At 69.2% G+C, this 23,308-nt stretch carries 25 protein-coding genes; 11 read left to right on the top strand and 14 right to left on the bottom strand.

Features of this window, described 5'->3' with window-relative positions; genetic code table 11:
- Positions 1–40 precede the first annotated feature (40 nt).
- Positions 41–466 (bottom strand): hypothetical protein, encoded by a 426-nt coding sequence (locus HL658_RS07465; protein WP_180281322.1) that lies wholly within the window; start codon positions 464–466, stop codon positions 41–43.
- Positions 463–840, bottom strand: coding sequence for a hypothetical protein (locus tag HL658_RS07460; protein ID WP_180281321.1), 378 nt, complete (start codon positions 838–840; stop codon positions 463–465). The genes HL658_RS07465 and HL658_RS07460 overlap by 4 nt, the downstream gene beginning before the upstream one ends.
- A 122-nt stretch (positions 841–962) precedes the next feature.
- Between HL658_RS07460 and HL658_RS07455 the strand changes: the two genes are divergently transcribed.
- Entirely contained in the window at positions 963–1,157 is a 195-nt protein-coding gene (locus HL658_RS07455) for a hypothetical protein (protein ID WP_180281320.1), read from the top strand.
- 3 nt (positions 1,158–1,160) lie between these two features.
- On the opposite strand, the gene HL658_RS07450 is transcribed toward HL658_RS07455, so the two are convergent.
- Positions 1,161–2,156, bottom strand: coding sequence for an aldo/keto reductase family protein (locus HL658_RS07450; protein WP_180281319.1), 996 nt, complete (start codon positions 2,154–2,156; stop codon positions 1,161–1,163).
- A 167-nt stretch (positions 2,157–2,323) separates the two neighbouring features.
- On the opposite strand from HL658_RS07450, the gene speB reads away from it, so the two are divergent.
- Entirely contained in the window at positions 2,324–3,364 is a 1,041-nt protein-coding gene (gene speB, locus HL658_RS07445; RefSeq protein ID WP_180281318.1) for an agmatinase, read from the top strand.
- 29 nt (positions 3,365–3,393) lie between these two features.
- Here speB and HL658_RS07440 read toward each other — a convergent pair whose 3' ends face one another.
- The 4 genes from HL658_RS07440 to HL658_RS07425 form a co-directional block, all read right to left on the bottom strand.
- The gene (locus tag HL658_RS07440; RefSeq protein ID WP_180281317.1) at positions 3,394–4,584 is read right to left on the bottom strand and encodes an MFS transporter; all 1,191 of its coding nucleotides are present in this window, start codon (positions 4,582–4,584) and stop codon (positions 3,394–3,396) included.
- Positions 4,585–4,666: 82 nt separating this feature from the next.
- Positions 4,667–5,293: a glutathione S-transferase family protein gene (locus HL658_RS07435; protein WP_180281316.1), complete on the bottom strand. Its 627-nt coding sequence runs from the start codon at positions 5,291–5,293 to the stop codon at positions 4,667–4,669.
- A gap of 97 nt (positions 5,294–5,390) precedes the next feature.
- A complete protein-coding gene (locus HL658_RS07430; RefSeq protein ID WP_246337357.1) occupies positions 5,391–6,539 on the bottom strand; it encodes a PQQ-dependent sugar dehydrogenase in 1,149 nt (382 codons plus the stop codon).
- The gene (locus tag HL658_RS07425; protein ID WP_343055030.1) at positions 6,536–7,582 is read right to left on the bottom strand and encodes an MBL fold metallo-hydrolase; all 1,047 of its coding nucleotides are present in this window, start codon (positions 7,580–7,582) and stop codon (positions 6,536–6,538) included. Before HL658_RS07425 ends, HL658_RS07430 begins: the two co-directional genes overlap by 4 nt.
- A 256-nt stretch (positions 7,583–7,838) precedes the next feature.
- On the opposite strand from HL658_RS07425, the gene HL658_RS07420 reads away from it, so the two are divergent.
- From HL658_RS07420 to HL658_RS07380, 9 genes are all read left to right on the top strand, one after another.
- Positions 7,839–8,582, top strand: coding sequence for a pyridoxine 5'-phosphate synthase (locus HL658_RS07420; protein WP_180281272.1), 744 nt, complete (start codon positions 7,839–7,841; stop codon positions 8,580–8,582).
- A gap of 15 nt (positions 8,583–8,597) precedes the next feature.
- Positions 8,598–9,053: a holo-ACP synthase gene (gene acpS, locus HL658_RS07415; protein ID WP_180281271.1), complete on the top strand. Its 456-nt coding sequence runs from the start codon at positions 8,598–8,600 to the stop codon at positions 9,051–9,053.
- The gene (gene lepB / locus HL658_RS07410; RefSeq protein WP_180281270.1) at positions 9,050–9,853 is read left to right on the top strand and encodes a signal peptidase I; all 804 of its coding nucleotides are present in this window, start codon (positions 9,050–9,052) and stop codon (positions 9,851–9,853) included. The genes acpS and lepB overlap by 4 nt, the downstream gene beginning before the upstream one ends.
- 1 nt (position 9,854) lies before the next feature.
- Positions 9,855–10,604: a ribonuclease III gene (rnc, locus tag HL658_RS07405; RefSeq protein ID WP_180281269.1), complete on the top strand. Its 750-nt coding sequence runs from the start codon at positions 9,855–9,857 to the stop codon at positions 10,602–10,604.
- A 115-nt stretch (positions 10,605–10,719) separates the two neighbouring features.
- Positions 10,720–11,622: a GTPase Era gene (gene era, locus HL658_RS07400; RefSeq protein WP_211109677.1), complete on the top strand. Its 903-nt coding sequence runs from the start codon at positions 10,720–10,722 to the stop codon at positions 11,620–11,622.
- A 16-nt stretch (positions 11,623–11,638) separates the two neighbouring features.
- The gene (locus HL658_RS07395) at positions 11,639–12,361 is read left to right on the top strand and encodes a DUF1003 domain-containing protein (RefSeq protein WP_180281267.1); all 723 of its coding nucleotides are present in this window, start codon (positions 11,639–11,641) and stop codon (positions 12,359–12,361) included.
- 49 nt (positions 12,362–12,410) lie between these two features.
- Entirely contained in the window at positions 12,411–13,133 is a 723-nt protein-coding gene (gene recO, locus HL658_RS07390; RefSeq protein WP_180281266.1) for a DNA repair protein RecO, read from the top strand.
- Between the two features lie 19 nt (positions 13,134–13,152).
- Positions 13,153–15,378 (top strand): DNA topoisomerase IV subunit A, encoded by a 2,226-nt coding sequence (gene parC, locus HL658_RS07385; RefSeq protein WP_180281265.1) that lies wholly within the window; start codon positions 13,153–13,155, stop codon positions 15,376–15,378.
- A gap of 377 nt (positions 15,379–15,755) precedes the next feature.
- Complete coding sequence (locus tag HL658_RS07380) at positions 15,756–16,850, top strand: TRAP transporter substrate-binding protein (protein ID WP_180281264.1); 1,095 nt, start codon at positions 15,756–15,758, stop codon at positions 16,848–16,850.
- Positions 16,851–16,897: 47 nt separating this feature from the next.
- Here HL658_RS07380 and HL658_RS07375 read toward each other — a convergent pair whose 3' ends face one another.
- The 7 genes from HL658_RS07375 to uxaC all read right to left on the bottom strand — a co-directional run bounded on the left by HL658_RS07375 (position 16,898) and on the right by uxaC (position 23,192).
- Positions 16,898–17,215, bottom strand: coding sequence for a DUF1289 domain-containing protein (locus tag HL658_RS07375; protein WP_180281263.1), 318 nt, complete (start codon positions 17,213–17,215; stop codon positions 16,898–16,900).
- Between the two features lie 59 nt (positions 17,216–17,274).
- Positions 17,275–18,144, bottom strand: coding sequence for an energy transducer TonB (locus tag HL658_RS07370; RefSeq protein WP_180281262.1), 870 nt, complete (start codon positions 18,142–18,144; stop codon positions 17,275–17,277).
- A gap of 4 nt (positions 18,145–18,148) precedes the next feature.
- Positions 18,149–18,607, bottom strand: coding sequence for a protein TolR (gene tolR / locus HL658_RS07365; RefSeq protein ID WP_180281261.1), 459 nt, complete (start codon positions 18,605–18,607; stop codon positions 18,149–18,151).
- A complete protein-coding gene (locus tag HL658_RS07360) occupies positions 18,607–19,464 on the bottom strand; it encodes a MotA/TolQ/ExbB proton channel family protein (RefSeq protein WP_246337356.1) in 858 nt (285 codons plus the stop codon). The genes tolR and HL658_RS07360 overlap by 1 nt, the downstream gene beginning before the upstream one ends.
- Before the next feature lie 27 nt (positions 19,465–19,491).
- Positions 19,492–19,833: a Tat pathway signal sequence domain protein gene (locus HL658_RS07355; protein ID WP_180281260.1), complete on the bottom strand. Its 342-nt coding sequence runs from the start codon at positions 19,831–19,833 to the stop codon at positions 19,492–19,494.
- Between the two features lie 317 nt (positions 19,834–20,150).
- Positions 20,151–21,620: a mannitol dehydrogenase family protein gene (locus HL658_RS07350; RefSeq protein WP_180281259.1), complete on the bottom strand. Its 1,470-nt coding sequence runs from the start codon at positions 21,618–21,620 to the stop codon at positions 20,151–20,153.
- Positions 21,621–21,791: 171 nt separating this feature from the next.
- The gene (gene uxaC / locus HL658_RS07345; RefSeq protein ID WP_180281258.1) at positions 21,792–23,192 is read right to left on the bottom strand and encodes a glucuronate isomerase; all 1,401 of its coding nucleotides are present in this window, start codon (positions 23,190–23,192) and stop codon (positions 21,792–21,794) included.
- Positions 23,193–23,308: the final 116 nt, after the last annotated feature.

The raw sequence follows: 23,308 nt of genomic DNA, 5'->3' as shown, positions 1-23,308 counted from the left end.
TGATACGGGGAGCGGGTTGCGGCTCCAGCGCCTGCTGTGTCTAATTTCCGGAGGCTTCCAGCAGCGGGCGGGCGGCATCGAGTTTCGACCGGCACTCGTCCATGCGGCCGGCCTGCGCATCCTGGCGGGCTTCGTTCAGAAGGGCTTCGGCCTGGATGCGGCGCGCGCTGGCCTGGGCGGCGGTGTCGACCGGTGCCGGGGCGGTCGAACCGGCGCTGCCCTCCGTCGTCTCCGGCCGGTTGACGGCCTCGGCCTGCTCTAGCCTGTCCATCACGCCGACGCCGAGCGATTCCTTGGTGGCGGGAGCGCTGGGCGTGGTGGGATCGCCACCCTCGGCGGCAGCAAGCGCGATGTTGTGGCGCTGGGCCAGGGCGGACACGGCATCGCCGCAGCCCTGCTGTGCCAGCGCCGGGGACTGTGCCGCGAGCAGCAGCCCCGCCCCGATCAGACACGCGACGGCTCTCATGGTTCGTTCCTCCGGGTGGCGGTGTTGCGGGAGAAGAGACCGAAACGGTTGGTGCGGCGCCATTCGGCCCAGCGGCGCTGGCCGCGGATCATCAGGCCAGCGACCGGCCGCTTCAGGAACGGCACGTCGAGCGCCACGAGGGCGACACCCAGCGGCAGCATCCAAAGGCCCAACACGGGCATGAAGCTGAACACGCCACCCAGCATCAGAAGGACGGCGATCGGGATGCGGACCCAGCGGGCCGACGGCTCGCGCAGCCAGTGGACGACTCGCGCGGCCCGATACGGCATCTCGCGTTCCAGCCGGTCGAAGCTGCGGTCGAGGCGGCGGTCGTCGGCGTCGGTGAGGCCGGGTTCACTCGGTACGGGTCCCATGGATGGAGAACGCGCCGCAGGGTACGGCCGTTCCGCGGGTCTGTCCTGCAACCGGGCTGTCAAACGCTTGCAACCTTTCTCTGTTACCGAAGCGCCATCCGACAACGGCACTTTGGTCTGTCATGCGCCGCACGCGTTCGAGCTACCCGTCACCCTCCGTCTACCGCGCCGTCCTGGTGCTCCGTCGCGCCGGCCGGCGGGTGGAGAGTTACGACCGCGACCGCCGCCTGCACGTCGTCGACAACGCCATCATGGACGAGCCCATGCTGGTGGCGCGGGCCGGCCAGAGCACCCCGGCGGCCACCCGGCGCCGTTGACGGTCAGACGCGCAGCTTGCGCCTGATGCGGTTCAGTAAGACCGACGGCGACCAGGGGGAGGGCGGCTGCACGATCCGCCCGGCTTCCTCGATCACCGCCGAAGGCAGGTCGAGATCGGCGGCGCGGGCGTTGGCGGCCACCTGCTCCGGCCGCGTGGCGCCGACGATGGCCGCGGCGACGTTGGGTTGCCGCAGCACCCAGGCCAGCGCCAGTTGGGCGGCGGTGCAGCCGTTGGCTTCGGCCAGCGCGCGCAGCCGCTGCACGGCCTCCAGCGTTGACCGCGACAGCCACTCGCGCCTCAGATAGGCGCCCATCGCCGGGTCGGCGGCGCGGCTGTCCTTCGGGGGCACCGCGCCCGGCGGGTATTTGCCGGTCAGCACCCCCTGCGCCAGCGGTGACCAGACGATCTGCGCGATGCCGTTGGCGGCGCAGAGCGGGATGACCTCCCGCTCCGGCTCGCGCCAAAGCAGGGAGTATTGCGGCTGGCTCGACACGAACTTGGTCACGCCGGGCAGGGCGAGGGCGGCGCGGATGCGGTCGGCCGGCCATTCGGAGAAGCCGATCCAGCGCGCCTTGCCCTGGCGCACCACCTCGGTCAGCGCCTCCATCGTCTCCTCCAGCGGGGTGTCCGCGTCGTAGCGGTGGCACTGGTAGAGGTCGATGTGGTCGGTGCGCAGGCGGGCGAGCGAGGCGTCGATCTGCTTGAACACCTGCGCCCGCGACAGGCCTCGGTCGGTGTCGCTCATCGGGAAATACAGCTTGGTCGCCAGCACGTAGCTGTCGCGCGGCACGCCGGCCAGCGCCTCGCCCAGCAGCGATTCCGACGCACCGCGGCCGTACACGTTGGCGGTGTCGATCAGGGTGATGCCCTGGTCCAACGCCTCGCGCACGCAGGCGATGCTGCGGCTCTTCTCCACGCCGCCGGAATAGGTCAGCCAGGAGCCGAGCGCGATGGTCGATACGGTCAGGTCGCTCGAACCGAGCGGACGGTAGCGCATGGACGGAACTCCGCATCGACAGGGTTCAGGTGACGATGGGGTGCGTACGGCTCGCGGGCAACCCGCCCTTCCGGTTACCGCATTTGGCCGGCGACCGTGGCCGCGCGGTGCCGTAGGATGAGGGCGAGAGATGGGCACGCAGGGTGCCATGCACAGGAGAGGCCGAGATGACCGACGCCGGCAAACTCGCCCGGTTGCGGGAAAAATACGGGGACGCCTCCGGGGGCGACATCTACGACCCGGCGTTCCGCGCGGTGGCGGAGAAGCAGTTCATGGGCGAGCGCCGGAAATGGCCCTTCGCCGGGGTCGCCACCTTCGCCGGCGCCCCGCACCGGCCGGACGCGCCGGAGCTCCCGGATTTCGGCGGGCTCGACGTCGCGCTGATCGGCGTGCCGATGGATCTGGGCGTGACCAACCGCGCCGGTTCCCGTCTGGGGCCACGCGCCGTACGCGCGGTGGAGCGGATCGGGCCGTACGAGCATGCGCTGAAGGTGGCACCCATGGACGGCCTGTCGGTGGCCGACGTGGGCGACGTGCCGTTCCGCAGCCGCTACAGCCTGGAATCCTGCCACGAGGATCTGGTCGGGTATTACACGAAGGTGGTGGCGGCCGGGGTGATCCCGCTGTCGGTCGGCGGCGACCACTCCATCAGCCAGTCGATCCTACGAGCCGTGGGCGCCGCCCGGCCGGTCGGCATGATCCACATCGACGCCCACTGCGACACCTCCGGTCCCTACGAGGGATCGAAGTTCCATCATGGCGGGCCGTTCCGGCAGGCGGTGCTGGACGGCGTGCTGGACCCGGAGCGCACCATCCAGATCGGCATCCGCGGTGCCGCCGAGTATCTGTGGGAGTTCTCCTACGACAGCGGCATGACGGTGATCCACGCCGAGACGGCCGCCGAGATGGGCATGTCCGCGGTGATCGAGGCGGCGCGGCGCAAGGTCGGGGACGGGCCGGTGTACGTCTCCTTCGACATCGACAGCGTCGATCCCGGCTTCGCCCCCGGCACCGGCACACCGGAGGTCGGTGGGCTGACCCCGCGGGAAGTGCTCCAGCTCCTGCGCGGGCTCGCCGGCATCGACATCGTCGGCGGCGACGTGGTGGAGGTGGCGCCGCAGTACGACGCCACCAGCAACACCGCCCATGTGGCGGCGCAGGTGCTGTTCACCCTTCTGTCGCTGGTGGCGCTGCGCGGCAAACGTTAGTCCGACGCGGGGGTGCTGGGTCGTTGTTGTTACCGCCGCTGCGGCAGGCTGCGGCGGAACAGCCAGCCCAGCACCGCCAGCCCGACGCCGCAGGCGGCGAACAGCGGCGGGTAGCCCAGCGATTCCACCACATGGCCACCGGCCCACACCCCGGTCCCCTGGCCGAGGAACAGGGCGGACGCGAAGATCGACATGCCGATGCCGCGGGCCTGCGGCGACATCTGGGTCGCCAGCGTCTGCAACGTGTTGTGCATGAGGTAATAGCCGAGCCCCAGCGCCGCGAAGACCGGGATGAAGCTCCACACCACCGGCGTCAGCGCCGACCAGAGATAGGCGGCGAGCATGACGAAGCCCCCGCCCACCATCATGCCGCGCTGCCCCAGCGTCGCCACCACGCGCGGCGCCTGAGCGGCGTAGGCGAGCGCTCCCAGCCCGAAGGCGGCCAGCATGGCGCCGATGGTGTCGTAGCCAAGCCCGTATTCCTGCCGCAGGAACGCGCCGAAATAGGTCAGGCCGGCGAAGAACAGCACGCCTTCCACATAGACGGCGCCCACCACGCGCCGCACATGCGGGGTGCGCGCCAACGCCATGTAGGTGCCGACGATGGCGGGCAAACTCAGCACCGTACGTGTGGGCGGGACGCGTGTGGCGCGCAGGTCGACCCACAGCAGCAGCGCCACGGCGAGCTGGACCACCCCCAGCGCCACGAAGGTGTTCCGCCAGCCGATGTGTTCTCCGAGGATGCCGCCCAGCGTCTGCCCGGCCAGGATGCCCAGCATCTGCCCGGCGAGGAAACGCCCGAGCACGCCCTGCCGCTGCTCGTACGGAACGGTGTCGCCGAGATGCGCCATGCAGAGCGGCACGATGGCGCCGGCCGCCGCCCCGCCCAGCAGGCGGAAGAGGCCCAGCGCACCGACGTCCGGAGCCAGCGACGCGGCGACGCTGAACACCGAGCACAGCACGCACGAGATGAGGATCACCAACACCTTGCCGAGCCGGTCGCCGACCGGCCCGTACACCACCTGCGACAAGCCGTAGGCAAAGGTGAATCCGGTGCCGACGACCGACGCGTCGGACACGCTGACCCCGAACTGGTCGCAGATCTGCGGGATCAGCGGATCGGCCAGCCGCAGCGACGCGCCCGACGTGAAGGCCGCGGCGGCGAGGCAGACGATGGTCCGGACGGGGATCGCGGGCGACGCGGCGGCGGTGGAACTCATACGGAGGACTGGACCACCGCCGCCGCCGCACTGTCAACGCGGCGACAGTCCCGGTTGCGGAATGTGCGCCATGCGCATGTCGTCAGACGACGGTCAGTCCCTCGCGCGCCAGCACCCGCTGCACGGCGGGGCGCGCCAGCATGCGCTGCCTGTGGGCGTTGAGGTTGGTCAGCTCGTCGATGGGCAGGTCGATTCGCTGCGGCCAGCTCCCCATTACAAAGACATACGGGTCGCAGACGGTGTACGCGTCACCCATCGCCCAGGTCTTGCCGGCCAACTGGGCATCGAGGTCGCGCAGGTTCGCCAGGAAGTTCTTGCGCCCGGTGGCAATCAGCTCCGGAAACACCGCCTTGTCCTCGGCGAAGCGTTCGGGCCTGCGGATGTGGGTGTAGGACGGATGCACGGTGCTGGAGATGAAGCCGATCAGCGACGCGCAGCGCGCCCGCTGCACCGCATCGGCGGGGAGCAGGCCGGCGTCGGGAAAATGATCGGCGATGAAGGGGAGAATGGCGGAATTTTCCGTCAGCACCACGTCGCCGACCTTCAGCGCCGGCACGCGCCCGCGCGGGTTGACGGCCAGATACTCGGCGGAACGTTGTTCGTCCTTGGCGAAGGCGAGCGAGCGCTCCTCGTAAGCGGCACCCGTTTCCTCCAGGGCGATGTGGGAGGCCAGCGAACAGGCCCACGGCGAATAGAAGAAGGTCAGCATCCTGGGTGTCTCTTCCCTTGTGTTTCCCGGCCATTTGCCTTTTTGGCGGTGCCGGCTGAATCAGCCTAAGGCACCGCTGCCGGTCACGGGAAGGCCGTCAGGCGGGTTCCAGCCGCAGGACTGACCCGCCGGATTCGTCGGTGGTGACGTACAGGAAGCCGTCGGGGCCCTGGCGGACGTCGCGGATGCGCTTGCCGACCTCGTCCAGGAAGCGCTCCTCCTTGAGGACGGTGGTGCCGTCCAGCTCCAGCCGCACGAGCTGGCTGAAACGAAGCGAACCGATGAACAGGTTGCCGCGCCACGCCGGGTAGCGGTCGCTGGTGCAGAAGGCCATGCCGCTGGGCGCGATCGACGGGTCCCACCAGTGGATGGGCTGCTCCAGGCCGGGCTTGGACGTGCCTTCGCCGATGCGCGCACCGGAATAGTCCATGCCGTAGGTGATGACCGGCCAGCCGTAATTGCGCCCGGCCTCCGGCACGTTGATCTCGTCGCCGCCGCGGGCGCCATGCTCGTGCAGCCAGAGGCGGCCGGTGGTCGGGTGCAGGGCCGCACCCTGTATGTTGCGGTGGCCGTAGGACCAGATCTCCGGCCGCGCGTCGTTGCGGCCGACGAAGGGGTTGTCGGGCGGAATCGAGCCGTCGGGGCGGATGCGGATCACCTTGCCCTGGTGCATCGACAGCTCCTGCGCCCGCGCCATCTGGCCGCGGTCGCCGGTGGTGATGAACAGGGTGCCGTCCGGCGCGAAGACGAGGCGGGAGCCGAAATGATGCCCGGTGCCCAGCTTCGGCGTCTGGCGGAAGATCACCTGCACGTCGCTAAGCCCGTCCTCCCCCAGCCGGCCGCGCGCCGCCGTGGTGCCGGATCCGCCCTGGCCGGGCTCGGAATAGGTGAGATAGACCAGCCGGTTGTCCGCGAAGCGCGGATCGAGTGCCACGTCGAGCAGGCCGCCCTGTCCACGCGCCACCACTTCGGGCACGCCGCGGATGGCGGCGGACAGCTTGCCATCGGGGAGGATCCGGCGCAGGCGCCCCTCGCGCTCGGTCACCAGCATCGAGCCGTCGGGCAGGAAGGCGAGGCCCCAGGGATAGTCCAGCCCGTCGGCAACCTCGACCACCTTGAGGCGCATCTTCTCGGTCCGCGCGCTCTGCGCGTGGGAGGCGCCGGGACGCAGCACGACGGCCGCGGCGATGGCGCCCGCGGTGCCGGCGAGCATCTGGCGGCGGGTGGCGGTTCGGGGTGTGGTCATGTCTGGCCTCCTTCCTGCGACGCCCTGTCCAGATTGCGCTGAGCAGCCTCCGGTGCAAGGCGCCCCATCCGTTCGGGGTAGACGGTCGCCGTCTCACCGAACCCGAGCGTGCGGAAGGCGTGTTCCGGCAGCCCGGCCGCGGCACGGGCGGCGTGCAGACCCTCCACCGGCGCGTCGATCGCCTCCGGGGTCAGGCGGAACACGCCGTAATGCATGGCGAAGGCCACGGTCGGGGAGAGGTCGCGGTGGGCCTGCACGGCGTCCGCCGGGTCCATGTGCTGCGGCTCCATGAACCAGCGGGGAAGGAAGGCGCCGATGGGCAGCAGCGCCACATCGATCCGGGGGAAGCGTTCGCCGATTTGCTGGAAATGCGGGCCGTAGCCGCTGTCGCCGCAGAAATAGACGGTGGCGGACGGCCCCTCCACCACGAAGCCGCCCCACAGCGCCTCGTTGCGGCGGAACGGCATGCGGGAGGTCCAGTGCTGCGCCGGCACGAAGGTGACGCGCACACCACCCGGCAGCTCCGCCGCCTCCCACCAATCCAGCTCGTCGATGTGGCGCAGGCCGCAGCGGTCGAGCAGCGTCCCCTGGTTCAACCCCGTTACCGCCCGTGGCGCGAAGCGGCGGGCGAGGGAGCGCAGGGATGGGACGTCGGCGTGATCGAAGTGACCGTGGCTGAGCAGAACCGCGTCCAGCTTGGGCAGATCCTCCAACCGGACACCGGGCGGCCGTGCGCGCGATGGTCCGTAGAAGCTGAACGGGCTGGCGCGGCGCGAGAAGACCGGATCGGTGATGAGGGAGAGGCCGTCGAGCTGGATCAGGAAGGTGGCGTGGCCGATGTGCGTCACCGCCACGCCGCCCGGCGCGGGCGGTCGCGGTGTGGGGTGGGACGGGTCGCGGATGTCCATCGGCCATTCCGGCCATTCCGCCCGCCAGAAGCAGCGGACGACCTCCAGGACGCTCTTGTCGGTCGACCGGTGCGGGTTGAAGAAGCGTCGGCCGTCGCAATGGTCGGAGTGCGGAAAGCGGGGCGGTCTGGGCACGGCGTCAACCCTGTTGCGGATCGGTTCGGAAGGCGCGCGTGGGGATTGCGACCGTTCGGCGGGTCGGCCGGCGGTCATGGCTCCTCCTCGTGCCGCCTTCATCTGGGCGTGGCGCGGCGCGGGTCAACCGTCCGGCCTTCAAGCGGTTGCCCGTCAATGGGCGTGACGTGGCGGGGATCGGTCGCTATATAGTCGGCATGCGGTTCCCGGCACGGGTGCCGGGCGTGCCGGCGGATTCTCAGGCGATGCCCCTTTCATGAGCCGTCATCTGCGCCTCGGCGTGAACATCGACCATGTGGCGACCGTCCGGAACGCCCGCGGCGGTCCCCACCCGGACCCGCTGCGCGCGGCGAAGCTGGCCGCCCAGGCCGGGGCCGACGGCATCACCGCCCATCTGCGGGAAGACCGCCGCCACATCCGCGACGAGGACATCGCGCGCCTCGCCACCGGCATCGACTTGCCGCTGAACCTGGAGATGGCGGCGACGGAGGAGATGCTGGCCATCGCCCTGCGCCACCGCCCGCACGCCGCCTGCATCGTGCCGGAAAAGCGGACGGAGGTGACGACCGAGGGCGGTCTGGACGCCGTCGGCGGCTTCGCGCATCTGGAGCGCTTCGCGCAGGAGCTGGGTGCCGCCGGCATCCGCGTGTCGCTGTTCGTCGATCCCGAGCCGGCCCAGCTCGACGCCGCCAGGGCGCTGGGCGCGCCGGTGGTGGAACTGCACACCGGCGCCTATTGCGAGGCGGAGGGTGCCGCCCGTGAGGCCGAGCTGGAGCGCATCGTGCGCGCCGCCGCCCACGCCGAGGCGATCGGTCTGGAATGCCACGCCGGCCACGGGCTGAGCTACGAGACGGTCGGGCCGGTGGCGGCCATTCCCACCATCGTCGAGCTGAACATCGGCCATTTCCTGGTGGGGGAGGCGATCTTCGGCGGCCTCTACAGCGCCATCCAGCGCATGCGCGCCTGCATGAAGCAGGCGCGCGGCATCGTCGGCGCCTGAGGGACGGGCGGAGCCATGATCCTCGGCATCGGCAACGACCTGACCGACATCCGGCGCATCGAGAAATCGCTGGAACGGTTCGGGGACCGCTTCATCGACCGCGTCTTCACCGAGGTGGAGCGCCGCAAATCCGAACGCCGCTACGCCGGCGATGGGCCGCGCAACGCGCGGGCGGCCAGCTATGCCAAGCGCTTCGCCGCCAAGGAGGCGTGCGCCAAGGCGCTCGGCACCGGTTTTCGCGACGGCGTGTTCTGGCGCGACATGGGGGTGGTCAACCTGCCGACCGGGCAGCCGACCATGGCCTTGACCGGCGGAGCGCTGGAGCGGCTGCGCACGATCACGCCGTCCGGCATGGTGCCGCGAATCCACGTCACCATCACCGACGAGTACCCGATGGCGGAAGCCTTCGTGATCATCAGCGCCGAACCTTCGCCCGTCCCCGCCCCCACGTCCACGGCTTCCATCGCATGACCCTGAACCGACCGGCGGCCACGCCCGACTCCGAAAATCGAAAGCAGACCGCTGTGATCGAGAAACCCAAGGAAGCCGGTGGATTCGGCGAAACGCTGAAGACCGTTTTCTACGCCGTCATCATCGCTTTCGGCGTGCGGACCTTCGCGTACGAGCCGTTCAACATCCCCTCGGGTTCGATGATCCCGACCTTGCTGATCGGTGACTACCTGTTCGTGTCGAAGTTCTCCTACGGCTACAGCAAGCACACGGTCGCGTTCGGCCTGCCGGTGTTCGAGGGGCGCGTCTTCGATTCCACGCCGGAGCGCGGCGACGTGGCCGTCTTCAAGCTGCCGCGCGACAACAAGACCGACTACATCAAGCGCGTGGTCGGCCTGCCGGGCGATACGGTGCAGGTGATCGGCGGCGTGCTCCACATCAACGGTCAGCCGGTCAAGCGGGAGCGCGTGTCGGACTACGTCACGCGCGACGCGCTGGGACGCGAGGTGCCGATCACCCAGTACCGCGAGACGCTGCCCAACGGCCGCACGCACCTGATCATCGAGGAGACGGACCGCGGTCCGCTCGACGACACACCCATCTACCGCGTGCCGGAAGGGCATGTCTTCATGATGGGCGACAACCGCGACAACTCGCTGGACAGCCGCGTGCCGTCCCAGGTCGGCTATGTGCCGCTGGAGAACCTCGTCGGCCGGGCGGAGTTCATCTTCTTCTCGCTCGACGAGGGCACGCGCTTCTACGAGCTGTGGCGCTGGCCGTTCGACCTGCGGTTCGGTCGCCTGTTCGAAGGCGTGACCTGAGATGACGGAGCCGGGCGGTGCCGGCGCTCCGGAGACGGCGGACCCGAGGGAGCTTGCCGCGGCGCTCGGCCACGCGTTCGCCGATCCGGCCCTGCTGCGGGAGGCGGTGACGCACCCCAGCGTGATGGGGCTGGATCGCACCGGCAGCCGCGACCGCGGCGGCGAGGTCGCCTGCGGGTACGAGCGGCTGGAGTTCCTGGGCGACCGGGTGCTCGGGCTGGTCATCGCGGACTGGCTGGTGGAGCAGTACCCGCGCGAGAAGGAGGGGGCGCTGGCGAAGCGCCACGCCTCGCTGGTCCGGCGGGAGACGCTGGCGCGCGTCGCGCGGACGGTCGATCTTGGCCGGTATATGGTGCTGTCGCCGGCGGAGGATGCCGGGGGAGGGCGGGCAAACCCCACGATCCTGGCGGACGCGTGCGAGGCGGTGATCGGGGCGCTCTACCGCGATGGCGGGCTGGAGCCGTGCCGGAGTTTCATCCGGCGGCACTGGCACGAATGGCTGGAGCGGTCCGTGCCGCCGCCGATGGACCCGAAGACGGCGCTCCAGGAATGGGCGCAGGGACGGGGCCGGCCGCTGCCGGTCTATGAGCTGGTTGAACAGAGCGGCAGCGCGCACGCGCCGATGTTCCGGGTGCGGGTTCTGGTCGCCGGATCAGACCCGGTGATCGGATCGGGGACCAGCAAGCGCGCGGCCGAGAAGGAGGCCGCGCGGCTGCTGCTGCGCCAGGCCGGAGTGATGGTGGATGACTGACGAATCGATGAACGACGACACCGGCGCGGTGGAAGACGGCGACGCGGTGGAAGACGGCGGCGCGGCGGATGAAAGCGTCGCGGTGGACGAGGGCGGTGCCGTGGTCGCGGCGCGGATGCCCGAGCATCCCCGCTGCGGCTTCGTGGCGCTGGTCGGCGCGCCCAACGCCGGCAAATCGACGCTGCTGAACACGCTGATCGGCAGCAAGGTGTCGATCGTCAGCCCCAAGGTGCAGACGACGCGCGTGCGCGTGCTGGGCATCGCGGTCGAAGGCGACGCGCAGATGATCTTCGTCGACACGCCCGGCATCTTCCGGCCCAAGCGCCGGCTCGATCGCGCCATGGTGGCGGCGGCGTGGCAGGGGGCGGAGGATGCCGACTTCATCGGGGTGCTGTTCGACGCCTCCCGCCGCGGGGTGGACGAGGACACGCGCGGCATCGTCGCGCGGCTGAAGGAACAGGGGCGACAGGCCATCCTGATCCTGAACAAGATCGACCTCGTCCGCCGCGACACGCTGCTCGCCCTGACCGAAGAGCTGAACCGGGACGGAGTGTTCACCGACACCTTCATGATCTCCGCCCAGAGCGGCGACGGCGTCGCCGACCTGCGACGGATCATCGCCGGCCGCCTTCCGGAGGGGCCGTGGCTGTTTCCGGAGGACCAGATCTCGGACATGCCGATGCGGCTGATCGCGGCCGAGATCACGCGGGAAAAGCTGTTCGTCCAGCTTCACCAGGAACTGCCCTACGCCGCCACGGTGGAAACGGAATCCTGGGAGGAGTTCGGGAACGGCTCGGTGAAGATCAGCCAAGTCGTCTATGTCCAGCGCGAGAGCCAGAAGGCCATCGTGTTGGGCAAGGGCGGCAGCCGCATCAAGCGCATCGGGCAGGCGGCGCGCACCGAGCTGGAGGCGATGCTGGAGCAGCGCGTGCACCTGATGCTGTTCGTCAAGGTGCGCGAGGACTGGGAGAACGACCCCGAGCGCTTCGCCGCCTGGGGACTGGACTTCAAAGCCTGACCGTCGGAGGGCCACCATGGCCGGTGACGATGCGACCGAGGCAGCCGGCGGGCGCGCCCGTTGCGCCATAACCGGGGTGTCGCGTGACCGGCGCGACCTTGTGGCGCTCGGGACGATGCGGCCCAGTCTTGTCGAGCGCATCCGTAAGGACCACCCGGACCTGCCGGCCGATGCGCTGATCGACCGCGAGGAGGCGGCCCGTTATCGCGCCCTGCACATCACCGAGCTGCTGGAGGACGAGCGGGGCGAATTGACCGAGTTGGACCGCCGCGTGGCCGAAAGCATCGCGCGCGAGGAGACGCTGGCCGAAAACCCGGACGAGTCCTATGAGGACCGCCGCACATTCGGGGAGCGGTTGTCCGACAAAATCGCCACCTTCGGTGGAAGTTGGTGGTTCCTGAGCTCCTTCGGAGGCTTCCTGTTCTTCTGGATCGCCTGGAATGCCGTAGATTGGGATCGCTTCGACCCTTATCCGTTCATCCTGCTCAACCTGCTGCTGTCCTGCCTCGCCGCCGTGCAGGCGCCCATCATCATGATGAGCCAGAGGCGCCAGGAGGCGAAGGACCGGCTGCGGTCGGAGAACGACTACCGCGTCAACCTGAAAGCGGAGTTGGAGATCCGTCACCTGCACGAGAAGATGGACTACCTGATCCTGCGGCAGTGGGAGCGGCTGGCCGAAATCCAGCACCTGCAGATGGAGATCATCCGCGACGGCAAACGCTCGTCGAAGCCGGAATGACGGGAACGGGGCGCTGGCGCGAGCGCACTCCTCGTACTATCTTTGTTCCATGGAATGGTCGGATCGGGGCATCGTGTTGGCGACACGCGCGCATGGCGAAGCTTCCGCCGTGGCGACGCTTCTGACGCGCGGGCACGGCCGGCACGGCGGCTTGGTCCATGGCGGCCGGTCCAGCCGGCAGCGCGGCAACCTCGAACCCGGAACCCTGGTGGACGTGCGCTGGCGCGGCCGTCTGCCCGAGCATCTCGGCAGCTTCACACTGGAAGCGGTGCACGGCTACGGCACCGCGATCCTGGACGATCCGCCGCGGCTGGCGGCGCTGGCGGCCGCCTGCGCGCTCGCGGCGGAGGCGGTGCCGGAGCACGAGCCGCACCCCGTCCTGTTCGACGGGCTGCTGGCCCTGTTCGGGCTGCTGGACAGCCCGGCCTGGGCGGAAACCTATGTCCGGTGGGAGGTCGGGCTGCTGGCCGAGCTGGGATTCGGTCTGGATCTCGGCCGCTGCGCGGTGACCGGCACCAACGATTACCTCGCCTATGTCAGCCCGCGCACGGGGCGCGCGGTGTCCGCCGCGGCGGGGGAACCGTTCCGCGACCGGCTGCTGCCGCTGCCGCCCTTCCTCATCGGCCGCGGCGGGGGCGGGGCGACGGAGGTGGCGGACGGGCTGAAGCTGACCGGCCATTTCCTCGAACGCCACCTGCTGGCCGGGCCACTGCCGGCGGCGCGCGTGCGACTGATGGAACGTTACGCGAACGCGGTAGCGCCGGCCGTCTAAATCCGGTAGCGTCCCCGCCATGACGACGCAAGACCCTGCTATGGACATCCAGGACAAGCCGCTCGCCGAAGCGCTGGGCGAGCGTTACCTGAGCTACGCGCTTTCCACCATCATGGCGCGGTCGCTGCCCGACGTGCGCGACGGGCTGAAGCCGGTGCACCGGCGGCTGCTCTTCGCCATGAGCCAGCTGCGGCTGGAGCCGAACACGCCGCCGAAGAAATGCGCGCGCGTGGTCGGCGACGTGATCGGCAAGTTCCACCCGCACGGCGACGTCGCGGTGTACGAGGCGCTGGTGCGCCTCGCGCAGGACTTCGCGGTGCGTTACCCGCTGATCGACGGGCAGGGCAATTTCGGCAACATCGACGGCGACAACGCCGCGGCCATGCGGTACACGGAAGCCCGCCTGACCGACGTCGCCAAGGCCCTGCTGGAAGGAATCGACGAGGACGCGGTCGATTTCCGCGCCACCTACGACGGCGACGGGGAGGAGCCGGCGGTGCTTCCCGCCAGCTTCCCCAACCTGCTGGCCAACGGCGCCAGCGGCATCGCCGTGGGCATGGCGACCAGCATCCCGCCGCACAATGTGGGCGAGATCTGCGACGCGCTGAAGCATCTGATCAAGCATCGCGACGCGAGCATCGAGACGCTGGCCGGGCTCCTGCCCGGACCGGACTTCCCGACCGGCGGCGTTCTGGTCGAGCCGCGGGCGAACGTGCTGGAGGCCTACCGGACCGGGCGCGGCGGCTTCCGTCTGCGGGCACGCTGGACGCAGGAGAAGCTGCCCAACGGCACCTGGCAGATCATCGTGACCGAGATGCCCTACCAGGTGCAGAAGGCGCGGCTGGTCGAGAAGATCGCCGAGCTTCTGGCCGCCCGCAAGCTGGTGCTGCTGGAGGACATCCGCGACGAGTCGGCCGAGGATGTGCGGCTGGTGTTGGTGCCCAAGAGCCGCAACGTCGATCCCGACGTGCTGATGGCCTCGCTGTTCCTGGCGACCGACCTGGAGGTCCGCTTCCCGCTGAACATGAATGTGCTGGGAGCGGACAATGTCCCGCGCGTCATGGATCTGCGCGAGGTGCTGCAGGCCTTCCTCGACCACCGGCACCAGGTGCTGGTCCGCCGCTCCAACAACCGCATGCGGCAGATCGACCATCGGCTGGAGGTGCTGGGCGGCTATCTGATCGCCTACCTGAACCTCGACGAGGTCATCCGCATCATCCGTGAGGAGGATGAGCCGAAGCAGGAGCTGATGCGCCGCTTCGAGCTGACCGAGGTGCAGGCCAACGCCATTCTCGACATGCGGCTGCGCAACCTGCGCAAGCTGGAGGAGTTCGAGATCCGCAAGGAATTCGACGCTCTCATGGCGGAGAAGGCGGAACTGACCGAGCTGCTGGGCGACGAGGGGCGGCGCTGGAAGCGGATCGGCGAGGAGATCACGGCGATCAAGCGCCGTTTCGGCAGCGGCGAGCTGGGCAAGCGCCGTACCGACATCGCCGACGCGCCGACCGTTATCGACATCCCGCTGGAAGCCACGGTCGAACGCGAGCCACTGACCGTCTTCTGCTCGAAGAAGGGCTGGATCCGCGCCGTGCGCGGCCACATGACCGACGTCGAGCGGGCCGACGTGAAGTACAAGGAGGGCGACGAGGCCGCCTTCTTCGTGCACGCGGAGACGACCGACAAGATCCTGCTGTTCGCCGGCAATGGCAAATTCTACACGCTGGCGGCCGACAAGCTGCCGCGCGGACGCGGCTTCGGCGAGCCGTTGCGGCTGATGGTCGATCTGCCCAACGACGCCGAGATCGTGACGATGTTCCGGCACGAGCCGGGGCGCCGGCGGATCGTCGCCGCCGACGACGGCCGTGGCTTCCAGGTCGACGAGTCGGAGGTGATCGCGCAGACCCGCACCGGCAAGCAGGTCCTGAACCTGGACGACGGCCATGCTGCCCGGATCTGCGTGCCGGTCGAGGGCGACCATGTGGCCGTCGTCGGGAACAACCGGCGGCTCTCCGTCTTCCCGCTCGACCAGTTGCCCGTGCTGGGCCGCGGCAAGGGGCTGCAATTGCAGAAGTACAAGGATGCGAGCCTGTCGGATGTGAAGGTGTTCGTGCTGGCCGACGGGCTGACCTGGCTGTCGGGGACACGCACCTACCGCGTCACCGATCTGACCGGTTGGCTGGGCAATCGCGGCGAGGCCGGCAAGATGCCGCCCAACGGCTTCCCGAAGGACAACCGATTCGGGTGACCGTGGCGTCGGCGCTGCGCGATGGGGGTGGTGACTTCGGCACCCGGACGCGCAGCGGAGCCTTGCGGATTCACGTACAATTCCGGCATACTAGCAAAATCAATCAGGAAGCCAGAACAAGCTGGACGTGCGTTGCCCGGCAGACCGGGCCATGAACGGGGAGGATCGCTTGATCGGAGACGGAAAGGCCGCATCCCGCTGCGGCGCATCTTCGTGCCGCACGTGGCGTTCCGACCCGTCATTCCTCATGAGTTGAACCCGGGCACCGGATCGGTGTGCCGGGCGGTGCGTGTGCCGCCATCACCCTGCCGCCCTCCGGCGGTGCGGCGGGCGGTGGTGTGCGGTCGAATGACGAGAAACTGGACTGGGAGACTTCCATGAAGCGCCGTACTTTCCTGACTTCCGCTGGCGTCGGCGTCGCCGCCAGCACCGTGGCCGCGCCGGCCATCGCCCAGAGCATGCCCGAAGTCCGCTGGCGCTGCGCGTCCAGCTTCCCGAAGAGCTTGGACACCATCTACGGCGGTGCCGAGGAAGTCGCCAAGCGCGTGTCGGAAGCCACCGACGGCAAGTTCCAGATCCGCGTGTTCGCCGCGGGCGAGATCGTTCCCGGCCTCCAGGTGCTGGACGCGGTGCAGAACAACACCGTGCAGTGCGGCCACACCGTCTCCTACTACTATGTCGGCAAGGATCCGACCTTCGCCTTCGACGCCTCCATGCCGTTCGGCCTGAACGCCCGCCAGCAGATGGCGTGGATGACGCATGGCGGCGGTCTGGAATTGATGCGGGAGTTCTTCAAGGGCTACAACATCGTCCAGTTCCCCGGCGGCAACACCGGCACCCAGATGGGCGGCTGGTTCCGCAAGGAAATCAAGAACGTCCAGGATCTGAACGGCCTGAAGATGCGCATCGGCGGCTACGCCGGCAAGGTGATCTCGAAGCTCGGCGCCGTGCCGCAGCAGATCGCCGGTGGCGACATCTACCCGGCGCTGGAGAAGGGCACGATCGACGCGACCGAGTGGGTGGGTCCCTACGACGACGAGAAGCTCGGCTTCTACAAGGTCGCCAAGTACTACTACTACCCGGGCTGGTGGGAAGGTGGGCCGCAGGTGTCCTTCCTCACCAACATCAACGAGTATGAGGGGCTGCCGAAGGCCTACAAGGCCGTTCTCGAGCAGGCCTGCGCCGCGGCCAACACCTCGATGCTCGGCAAGTACGACGTCCAGAACATGGACGCGCTGAAGCGTCTGGTCGGTGCCGGCACCATCCTGAAGCCGTTCCCGCGCGATGTCATGCAGGCCTGCTATCAGGCGGCCTTCGATCTGTACGAGGAAGAGGCGAAGACCAACGAGAAGTTCAAGAAGGTCTACGAAGCCTGGCGCAAGTTCCGCGACGAGGAGTATCTGTGGTTCCGCGTCGCCGAGTACAGCTTCGATAACTTCGTCTACACCGCCCCGCCGCCGAAGAAGGGCTGACGGTTCGGCAAAGCTGGATGGCCCCGCTTCGGCGGGGCCTTTCCTTTTCAGTGCCGGAGGATGGAAGCGGATTGGGAGACGGCGGCGGGCGCGGCTTCCGCGCGTTCGAGCCGCAGCTTCGCGAGCTTCTTCTCCAGCTTGCGGATCTTCCGATCCAGTTTGCGCATCCGCTTGCGGGATGGCGCCCCGGTCCGCATGCGCTCGATCAGCGGCGATACCCGCGCCAGGATGGCCGCGCGGGCGCCGTCACCAAGGCGCTTCCAGTGCCGCACCTCCGTCCGCGTGCGGTAGCAGCCGCGGCACATCCCCGCATCGTCGAACTTGCACAGTTTGATGCAGGGATTGCCGGTGTCGGATTTTGCCATGCCTTGCTCCAGGCCAACGCGCCGATGGTCCCATCCCTATAGAGAACGGGGCGGGACGGTCAGCGGATCCGGAAGTCGATGGGGACGGCTATTTCGAGACGGTCCTGATCCATGTCGGGCGGGATCGGCGGCAGCGGCTGGGCGCGCTGGATCATCGCCTCCACGGCCTCGTCCAGGATGGTGAAGCCCGACGAGCGCTCGATGCGATGGAACAGAACGTTGCCCTGCCGGTCGATGGCGAAGCGCAGGATCGCCGTACCCTGCTGACGGGCGAACTGCGCCCGCCGCGGATACTCCTTGTGCCGGTCGAGCCACGCCCCGAGCTTCGCCAGGTAGTTGGGCGGCGGCCCCGACGGCCGCGGACGCACCGGCTCGGGCGAGGAGGGTGCCGCGACCGAGGCGGTCTGCGGCGGCGGTGGCGGAGCGGGATCGGGGCGCCGGTCCACCACCTTGCGGGTCTCGGTCTTCGGCACTGGACGCGGCGGCGTGCGCGGCTTCGGGGGCGGGGCGGCGACCAGTTCCGGGTTGTCCTCGACCGCCGTCGCGACCACAGGCGCGTCGGCCGCCTCGGCGACCACCGTCTCCTCGGGGGGCGGCTGCTCGGGTTCCGTCACCGGCACGTCCGGAGGCACCTCGGCGGTTTCGACCGGTGTGCGCACGGGATCGGGTGGCGGCGTCACGGGATCTGGCGGCGGAATCACCGCGGTCTCGGGCGGCGGCGGGTCCACCGTCGGGGTCGCCTCGTGGACTTCCGTCGGCGTCTCCGCGACCTGTTGCGCCGGCGGAGCGGGTGCCGGCAACGCCATTTCCATGAGGGCCGGCGGGGGTGGCGGCACAGCCGCTTCCGGGCCGACGAGCAGGCCACCGATCACGGCGGCGTGGAGCCCGGCGGACAGTCCGATGCCGGCGAAACGTACGGAGCGTGACATGGGATCAGCGCGCCGTCACCGGCGTGGCGGCCGCCGTCGCCGCTTCGGCCATCAGCGACACCTTGGCGAATCCGGCGTTCGCCACTTGGCCCATCACCTCCATGATGCGGCCATAGGCCACGGTCTTGTCGCCGCGGACATAGACGACGGCATCCTTGTCCGCCTTGGCGAGCTCGGCGAGGCGCGGGCGGATCTGGTCCTCGGCCAACGCCTCGTCCTTCAGGAAGACCTTACCCTCGCGGTCGATGCTGACGATCACCGGCTGGCGGGGCTGGCTGACCTTCTGGGCGCTGGATTTCGGAAGCTGGATCGGCACGCCCACCATCATCAGGGGAGCCGCCACCATGAAGATGATGAGGAGCACGAGCATCACGTCGATGAAGGGCGTGACGTTGATCTCGGCCATCGGGCGGTAGTTGCCCTCGTCGCCGTCGCCGCCGGACTGGTTCAGTGCGATCGCCATCACTCGGCCGCCTTCACCAGCGGAGCCTTGCGCACGCGCGACAGCGCCACGCCCAGGACGGCGATGCTCGCCCCCATCCTCTGCGACAGCCGCCCGAGACGGGTGGACAGCGCGTTGTACGCGATGACCGCCGGGATGGCCGCCACGAGGCCGATCGCCGTGGCGAACAGCGCCTCGGCGATGCCGGGGGCGACGACGGCGAGGCTGGTGTCGCTCGACTGCGCGATGGCGGTGAAGCTGTTCATGATGCCCCACACCGTGCCGAACAGTCCGATGAAGGGTGCCGCCGATCCGATCGTCGCCAGGAAGGGCAGGCCGGTTTCCGAATCGCGGAGCTGGGCGGTCATGGCGGCGCGCATTGCGCGTTCGATGCGGTCGCGGCGCTCGCCGCGGGACTCGTCCCCGTCATCGTCGCGCCACGCCTGCCACGCGGCCTCCACGATGCTGCGCGTGCTCTTCGGCATGGCGGCCATGTTGGTCATGGCGCTGCCCGCCCGCACCTCGTTGTCGAAGTCGCGCGCCGCGCGGCCGAGGCGATGCAGCCGCACCAGCTTCTCGATGATGATCGCCCAGCAGATCACCGAGCAAAACAGCAGCAGGAGCATCACCCCCTTGACGATCGGATCGGCCTGCAGGAACAGGCTGAGCATCGACAGGTCATGCGCCGCCGGCAGCATGCCGTGGGCCGCCACCGCCGCATCGGCCGCGGGAGCCGCGACCGCGGGCCCGCTCACGGCGGCGTCCACCGCCGGCGCGGCGATGGCAGGCGCGTTCACGGCGGCGTCCGCCGCCGGTGCGGTGACAGCGGGCGCGGGGAGGGTGGATCCGGCCGACTGGGCCAACTGGGTGGGGTTCATCGGGCGTTACCCTGAGATGCGGTAAGGTTACTTCGTGAAGGCCACGGACGACCGGCTGCTCGGTTGGACCGAGGCGACACAGTCGGTGGCGGAGACGTCGGTGCCACGGCACTCGATGACGTCGTTGAGAAGCACGCTGCCGATACCGGCGCAGGGAAGGCCGCTCACGTCGAACAGCTTGACGGTCGTCTTGGTCGGGCGCAGCGGGGCTGTGTCCACCGCCACCCGGCGGGCGATCACGCCGTCGGTACCGAAGAGCACGAGGTCGAGCTTCAGCGCCTCGTATGAGCGCGGCGACGGGTTGCTCATCACCAGATAAACGCGGCAGGATCCGTCGCGCTCCTCCAGCCGGTTGAGCTCGACGCCCAACGGTTCTGCGGCCCAGGCCGCTGCGGTGGACAGAACCGTAAGGGCGGCAAACCCGAAGGCTCGGGCGGAACGGAAGAATGAGCGATTGCAATTCATTTGCACGATCGATCCGCAACGGTTGGCCGATGTCGAATTTCTCCAACGGCCGCGGATGTTACTCGCTATGCGAACGACTCGCAATCGAGTTTATGCTGCGCTGCATGTGATGCATGGCCGATGATCCGGCAGGCGGATCGAAGACTCCGGAAAGCAGAACGGCTCCGACCCCGTTCCCGGACGCCGAAGCCGTCGTGTCTTCACTCCGCCGGTGACGCCGGTTACACCATGGCGGCGACCACCCTTTGTGCACCGTCCTTGTAAAGACGCTCAAGCGCCATGGTGACCGGCAGCACGAAGGCGGGATTGGTCGACAGATCATCCCCGAAGACCGCTTTGACACCGAGCAGAGCCGGCGCCAGCCTTGCCGCAACGGGTCCGGCCTCATCGGCGATGGCGCGGAGCTGGGCGGCCATCGGGTCACGCACATCGATCGGCTGGCCACGCTCGTCGGTGCCGGTGACGTAGCGCATCCAGGCGGCGACCCCCAGGGCCAGCCGGTCGATCGGGGCCCCGGCGGCCAGCCGGTCCCGCACGGTGTTGAGCCAGCGCTGCGGGATCTTCTGCGTGCCGTCCATGGCGATCTGCCAGGTCCGGTGCTTGAGCGCCGGGTTGTGGAAGCGCTCGATCAGCGACGATTTGTAGCGGCCGAGGTCGGCGCCCGGCGGGACGGGCAGGGTGGGGGTCACCTCCTCGTCCATGAAGCGACGGACGTGGGCGGCGAAGGCCGGATCGGCCATCGTCTCCGACACCGTCTGATAGCCGGCAAGGTAGCCGAGATAGGCGATGCAGGAGTGGCTGCCGTTCAGCAGCCGCAGCTTCATCAGCTCATAGGGATGGACGTCGGCCACCAGCTCGGCCCCGCAGGTCTCCCACGCCGGCCGGCCGGCGGTGAAACGGTCCTCGATCACCCATTGCGTGAACGGCTCGGTCATCACCGGCCACGCATCCTCCATGCCCAGCGCCGCCGTGACCGCGCCGCGGTCGGCCTCGGTGGTGGCCGGCACGATGCGGTCGACCATGCTGTTGGGGAAGGCCACCGTGTCCTCGACCCAGCGCCCGAAAGCCGGATCGCGCAGCGTGGCAAAGCGGCGGAGCAGGCGCGCCACCGTCTCGCCGTTGCTGGGCAGATTGTCGCAGCTGATCACCGTGAAGGGCGCCAGCCCGGCCTCGCGGCGCAGCCGCAGCGCTTCCGCCATGAAGCCCAGCGCGGAGCGGGGGTTCCCCGGCTCGGCGAGGTCGTGGCGGATGTCGGGGTGGTTCTCGTCCAGCGTGCCGGTGGCCGGGTCGTGGCAGTAACCCTTCTCGGTCACGGTCAGGCTGACGATGCGGGTGCCGGGGGCGGTGAGGCGCGCCAGCACCGCGGACGGGTTCTCCGGTGCCACCAGCGTCTCGATCACCGAGCCGATGACGCGCAGCCGCTCGCCGTCGGCGCCACGCACCGCGACGGTGTAGAGGTTTCCCTGCGGGGCGAGCGCGTCGCGGGTGTCGGGGCTGCGCAGCGACACGCCGGAGATCCCCCAGGCGCCGCCGTCGCGGTTCAGCACGTCTTCGGTGTAGACGGCCTGATGGGCGCGGTGGAAGGCGCCGATTCCCAGATGAACGATGCCGGTGGCGAGCGAACGCCGGTCGTAGCCGGGGGTCTGCACGGTGGCGGGGAGAGCCGCCAGACGGTCGGGGTGGAGCCTCACGGCGGTCGTTCCCTCCGGTGACTTATGATTTGCCGGTGTGTTCCGGATGATGTGGGTGGATGGTCGTCCGAAAAAGCGCCCGCCCGGTTGCCCGGAGGCACCGGGCGGGACACAGTTGGAGGAGACGCTACTCCACCCGGCAACGCGCGGCCACAGCGCGTGCCGAGTTCCTCAAAGCTTGTAGGCGGCCTTCACCAGCCGGTAGGTGAGGTCGATCGCCGTCTCGCGCGCCTCGTCCTCGTCCAGCCGGTGCTCGGCGACCAGCCGCGCCAGGAAGGCGCAATCCACGCGCCGCGCCACATCGTGGCGGGCGGGGATCGAACAGAAGGCGCGGGTGTCGTCGTTGAAGCCGACGGTGTTGTAGAAGCCGGCCGTCTCCGTCACCAGTTCGCGGTACCGGCGCATGCCTTCCGGCGCGTCGAAGAACCACCAGGCGGGGCCGAGGCGAAGGGCGGGGTAGTGCCCGGCGAGCGGCGCCAGCTCGCGCGAATAGACGGTCTCATCCAGCGTGAAGAGGATGATTGTCAGGTCGCGCTCGTTGCCGAACCGGTCGAGCATCGGCTTCAGCGCCCGCACATAGTCGGTGCGCATCGGGATGTCCGCGCCCTTGTCGCGGCCGAAGCCGGCGAACAGCGCGGCGTTGTGGTTGCGGAAGGAGCCGGGATGGATCTGCATGACCAGCCCGTCCTCCAGGCTCATGCGCGCCATCTCGGTCAGCATCTGCCCGCGGAACTGGTCCGCCTCCGCCGCTGACAGGGTGCCCTTCAGCGCGCCGTCGAACAGGCGGCGGCACTCGGCTTCCGGCAGGTCGGCGGTGGTCGCCGCGGCGTGCCCATGGTCGGTGGAGGTCGCTCCGTGATCCTTGAAGAAGGCGCGGCGGCGGGCGTGCGCGGCGAGGTAGCCGGCCCAGGTCCCGGTGTCCTCGCCGGTCAGTTCGCCCAGCCGTGCCACATTGGCGGCGAAACCCTCGAACTCCGGATCGACCACCGGGTCGGGGCGGTAGGCGGTAACGACACGCCCGGTCCAGCCGCTCTCGCGGATGGCGCGGTGATGCTCCAGCGTGTCGGTCGGTGATTCGGTGGTGGCGATCACCTCGATCTTGAAGCGCTCGAACAAAGCGCGCGGGCGGAACTCCGGCGTCCGCAGGCTGGCGTCGATGCGGTCGTAGATGGCGTCGGCCGTGTCGGGCGACAGCCGGTCGGTGATGCCGAACAGCGTCTCCAGCGAATGCTCCAGCCACATCTTGGTGGGCGTGCCGCGGAACAGGGGCCAGTGGGCGGCGAAGCGGCGCCAGATGGTGCGCGGGTCCGTCTCCACCGCAGCGCCGTCGCGGCGGCCGATGCCCAGGCTTTCCAGCGTCACGCCCTGGCTGTAGAGCATGCGGAAGATGTAGTGGTCGGGAACGACGAACAGCGTCGCGGGATCGGGGAAGGCCTCGTTGCGCGCGAACCACGACGGATCCGTGTGGCCGTGCGGGCTGACGATGGGCAGGTCCCGCACCTCCGCGTAGAGACGGCGCGCGATGGCGCGCTGCGTCGGATCGCTCGGGAAAAGCCGGTCTTCGTGAAGCATGTCCATCCCTCCCGTGCGTCTCCGCTTCCGCCCTGGACGACGCGCACGGTGCGTCTCATCCTCCGTACCACCGACTGTGCGGGTGGCTGAGCGGTCGATGTTGTAAACTTACATCT

This window comes from Azospirillum oleiclasticum (assembly GCF_013423485.1).
In the GTDB taxonomy this organism is placed as follows: Bacteria; Pseudomonadota; Alphaproteobacteria; order Azospirillales; family Azospirillaceae; genus Azospirillum; species Azospirillum oleiclasticum.
The sequence above is the reverse complement of the archived record's forward strand: the minus strand, read 5'-3'. Positions and strand labels throughout refer to the sequence as shown.

Excerpts from the sequence above, each read along its gene's own strand:
- HL658_RS07465 (WP_180281322.1), bottom strand. The coding sequence starts at position 466 with ATGAGAGCCGTCGCGTGTCTGATCGGGGCGGGGCTGCTGCTCGCGGCA.
- HL658_RS07460 (WP_180281321.1), bottom strand. The coding sequence starts at position 840 with ATGGGACCCGTACCGAGTGAACCCGGCCTCACCGACGCCGACGACCGC.
- HL658_RS07455 (WP_180281320.1), top strand. The coding sequence starts at position 963 with ATGCGCCGCACGCGTTCGAGCTACCCGTCACCCTCCGTCTACCGCGCC.
- HL658_RS07450 (WP_180281319.1), bottom strand. The coding sequence starts at position 2,156 with ATGCGCTACCGTCCGCTCGGTTCGAGCGACCTGACCGTATCGACCATC.
- speB (WP_180281318.1), top strand. The coding sequence starts at position 2,324 with ATGACCGACGCCGGCAAACTCGCCCGGTTGCGGGAAAAATACGGGGAC.
- HL658_RS07440 (WP_180281317.1), bottom strand. The coding sequence starts at position 4,584 with ATGAGTTCCACCGCCGCCGCGTCGCCCGCGATCCCCGTCCGGACCATC.
- HL658_RS07435 (WP_180281316.1), bottom strand. The coding sequence starts at position 5,293 with ATGCTGACCTTCTTCTATTCGCCGTGGGCCTGTTCGCTGGCCTCCCAC.
- HL658_RS07430 (WP_246337357.1), bottom strand. The coding sequence starts at position 6,539 with ATGACCACACCCCGAACCGCCACCCGCCGCCAGATGCTCGCCGGCACC.
- HL658_RS07420 (WP_180281272.1), top strand. The coding sequence starts at position 7,839 with ATGAGCCGTCATCTGCGCCTCGGCGTGAACATCGACCATGTGGCGACC.
- acpS (WP_180281271.1), top strand. The coding sequence starts at position 8,598 with ATGATCCTCGGCATCGGCAACGACCTGACCGACATCCGGCGCATCGAG.
- lepB (WP_180281270.1), top strand. The coding sequence starts at position 9,050 with ATGACCCTGAACCGACCGGCGGCCACGCCCGACTCCGAAAATCGAAAG.
- rnc (WP_180281269.1), top strand. The coding sequence starts at position 9,855 with ATGACGGAGCCGGGCGGTGCCGGCGCTCCGGAGACGGCGGACCCGAGG.
- era (WP_211109677.1), top strand. The coding sequence starts at position 10,720 with ATGCCCGAGCATCCCCGCTGCGGCTTCGTGGCGCTGGTCGGCGCGCCC.
- HL658_RS07395 (WP_180281267.1), top strand. The coding sequence starts at position 11,639 with ATGGCCGGTGACGATGCGACCGAGGCAGCCGGCGGGCGCGCCCGTTGC.
- recO (WP_180281266.1), top strand. The coding sequence starts at position 12,411 with ATGGAATGGTCGGATCGGGGCATCGTGTTGGCGACACGCGCGCATGGC.
- parC (WP_180281265.1), top strand. The coding sequence starts at position 13,153 with ATGACGACGCAAGACCCTGCTATGGACATCCAGGACAAGCCGCTCGCC.
- HL658_RS07380 (WP_180281264.1), top strand. The coding sequence starts at position 15,756 with ATGAAGCGCCGTACTTTCCTGACTTCCGCTGGCGTCGGCGTCGCCGCC.
- HL658_RS07375 (WP_180281263.1), bottom strand. The coding sequence starts at position 17,215 with ATGGCAAAATCCGACACCGGCAATCCCTGCATCAAACTGTGCAAGTTC.
- HL658_RS07370 (WP_180281262.1), bottom strand. The coding sequence starts at position 18,144 with ATGTCACGCTCCGTACGTTTCGCCGGCATCGGACTGTCCGCCGGGCTC.
- tolR (WP_180281261.1), bottom strand. The coding sequence starts at position 18,607 with ATGGCGATCGCACTGAACCAGTCCGGCGGCGACGGCGACGAGGGCAAC.
- HL658_RS07360 (WP_246337356.1), bottom strand. The coding sequence starts at position 19,464 with ATGAACCCCACCCAGTTGGCCCAGTCGGCCGGATCCACCCTCCCCGCG.
- uxaC (WP_180281258.1), bottom strand. The coding sequence starts at position 23,192 with ATGCTTCACGAAGACCGGCTTTTCCCGAGCGATCCGACGCAGCGCGCC.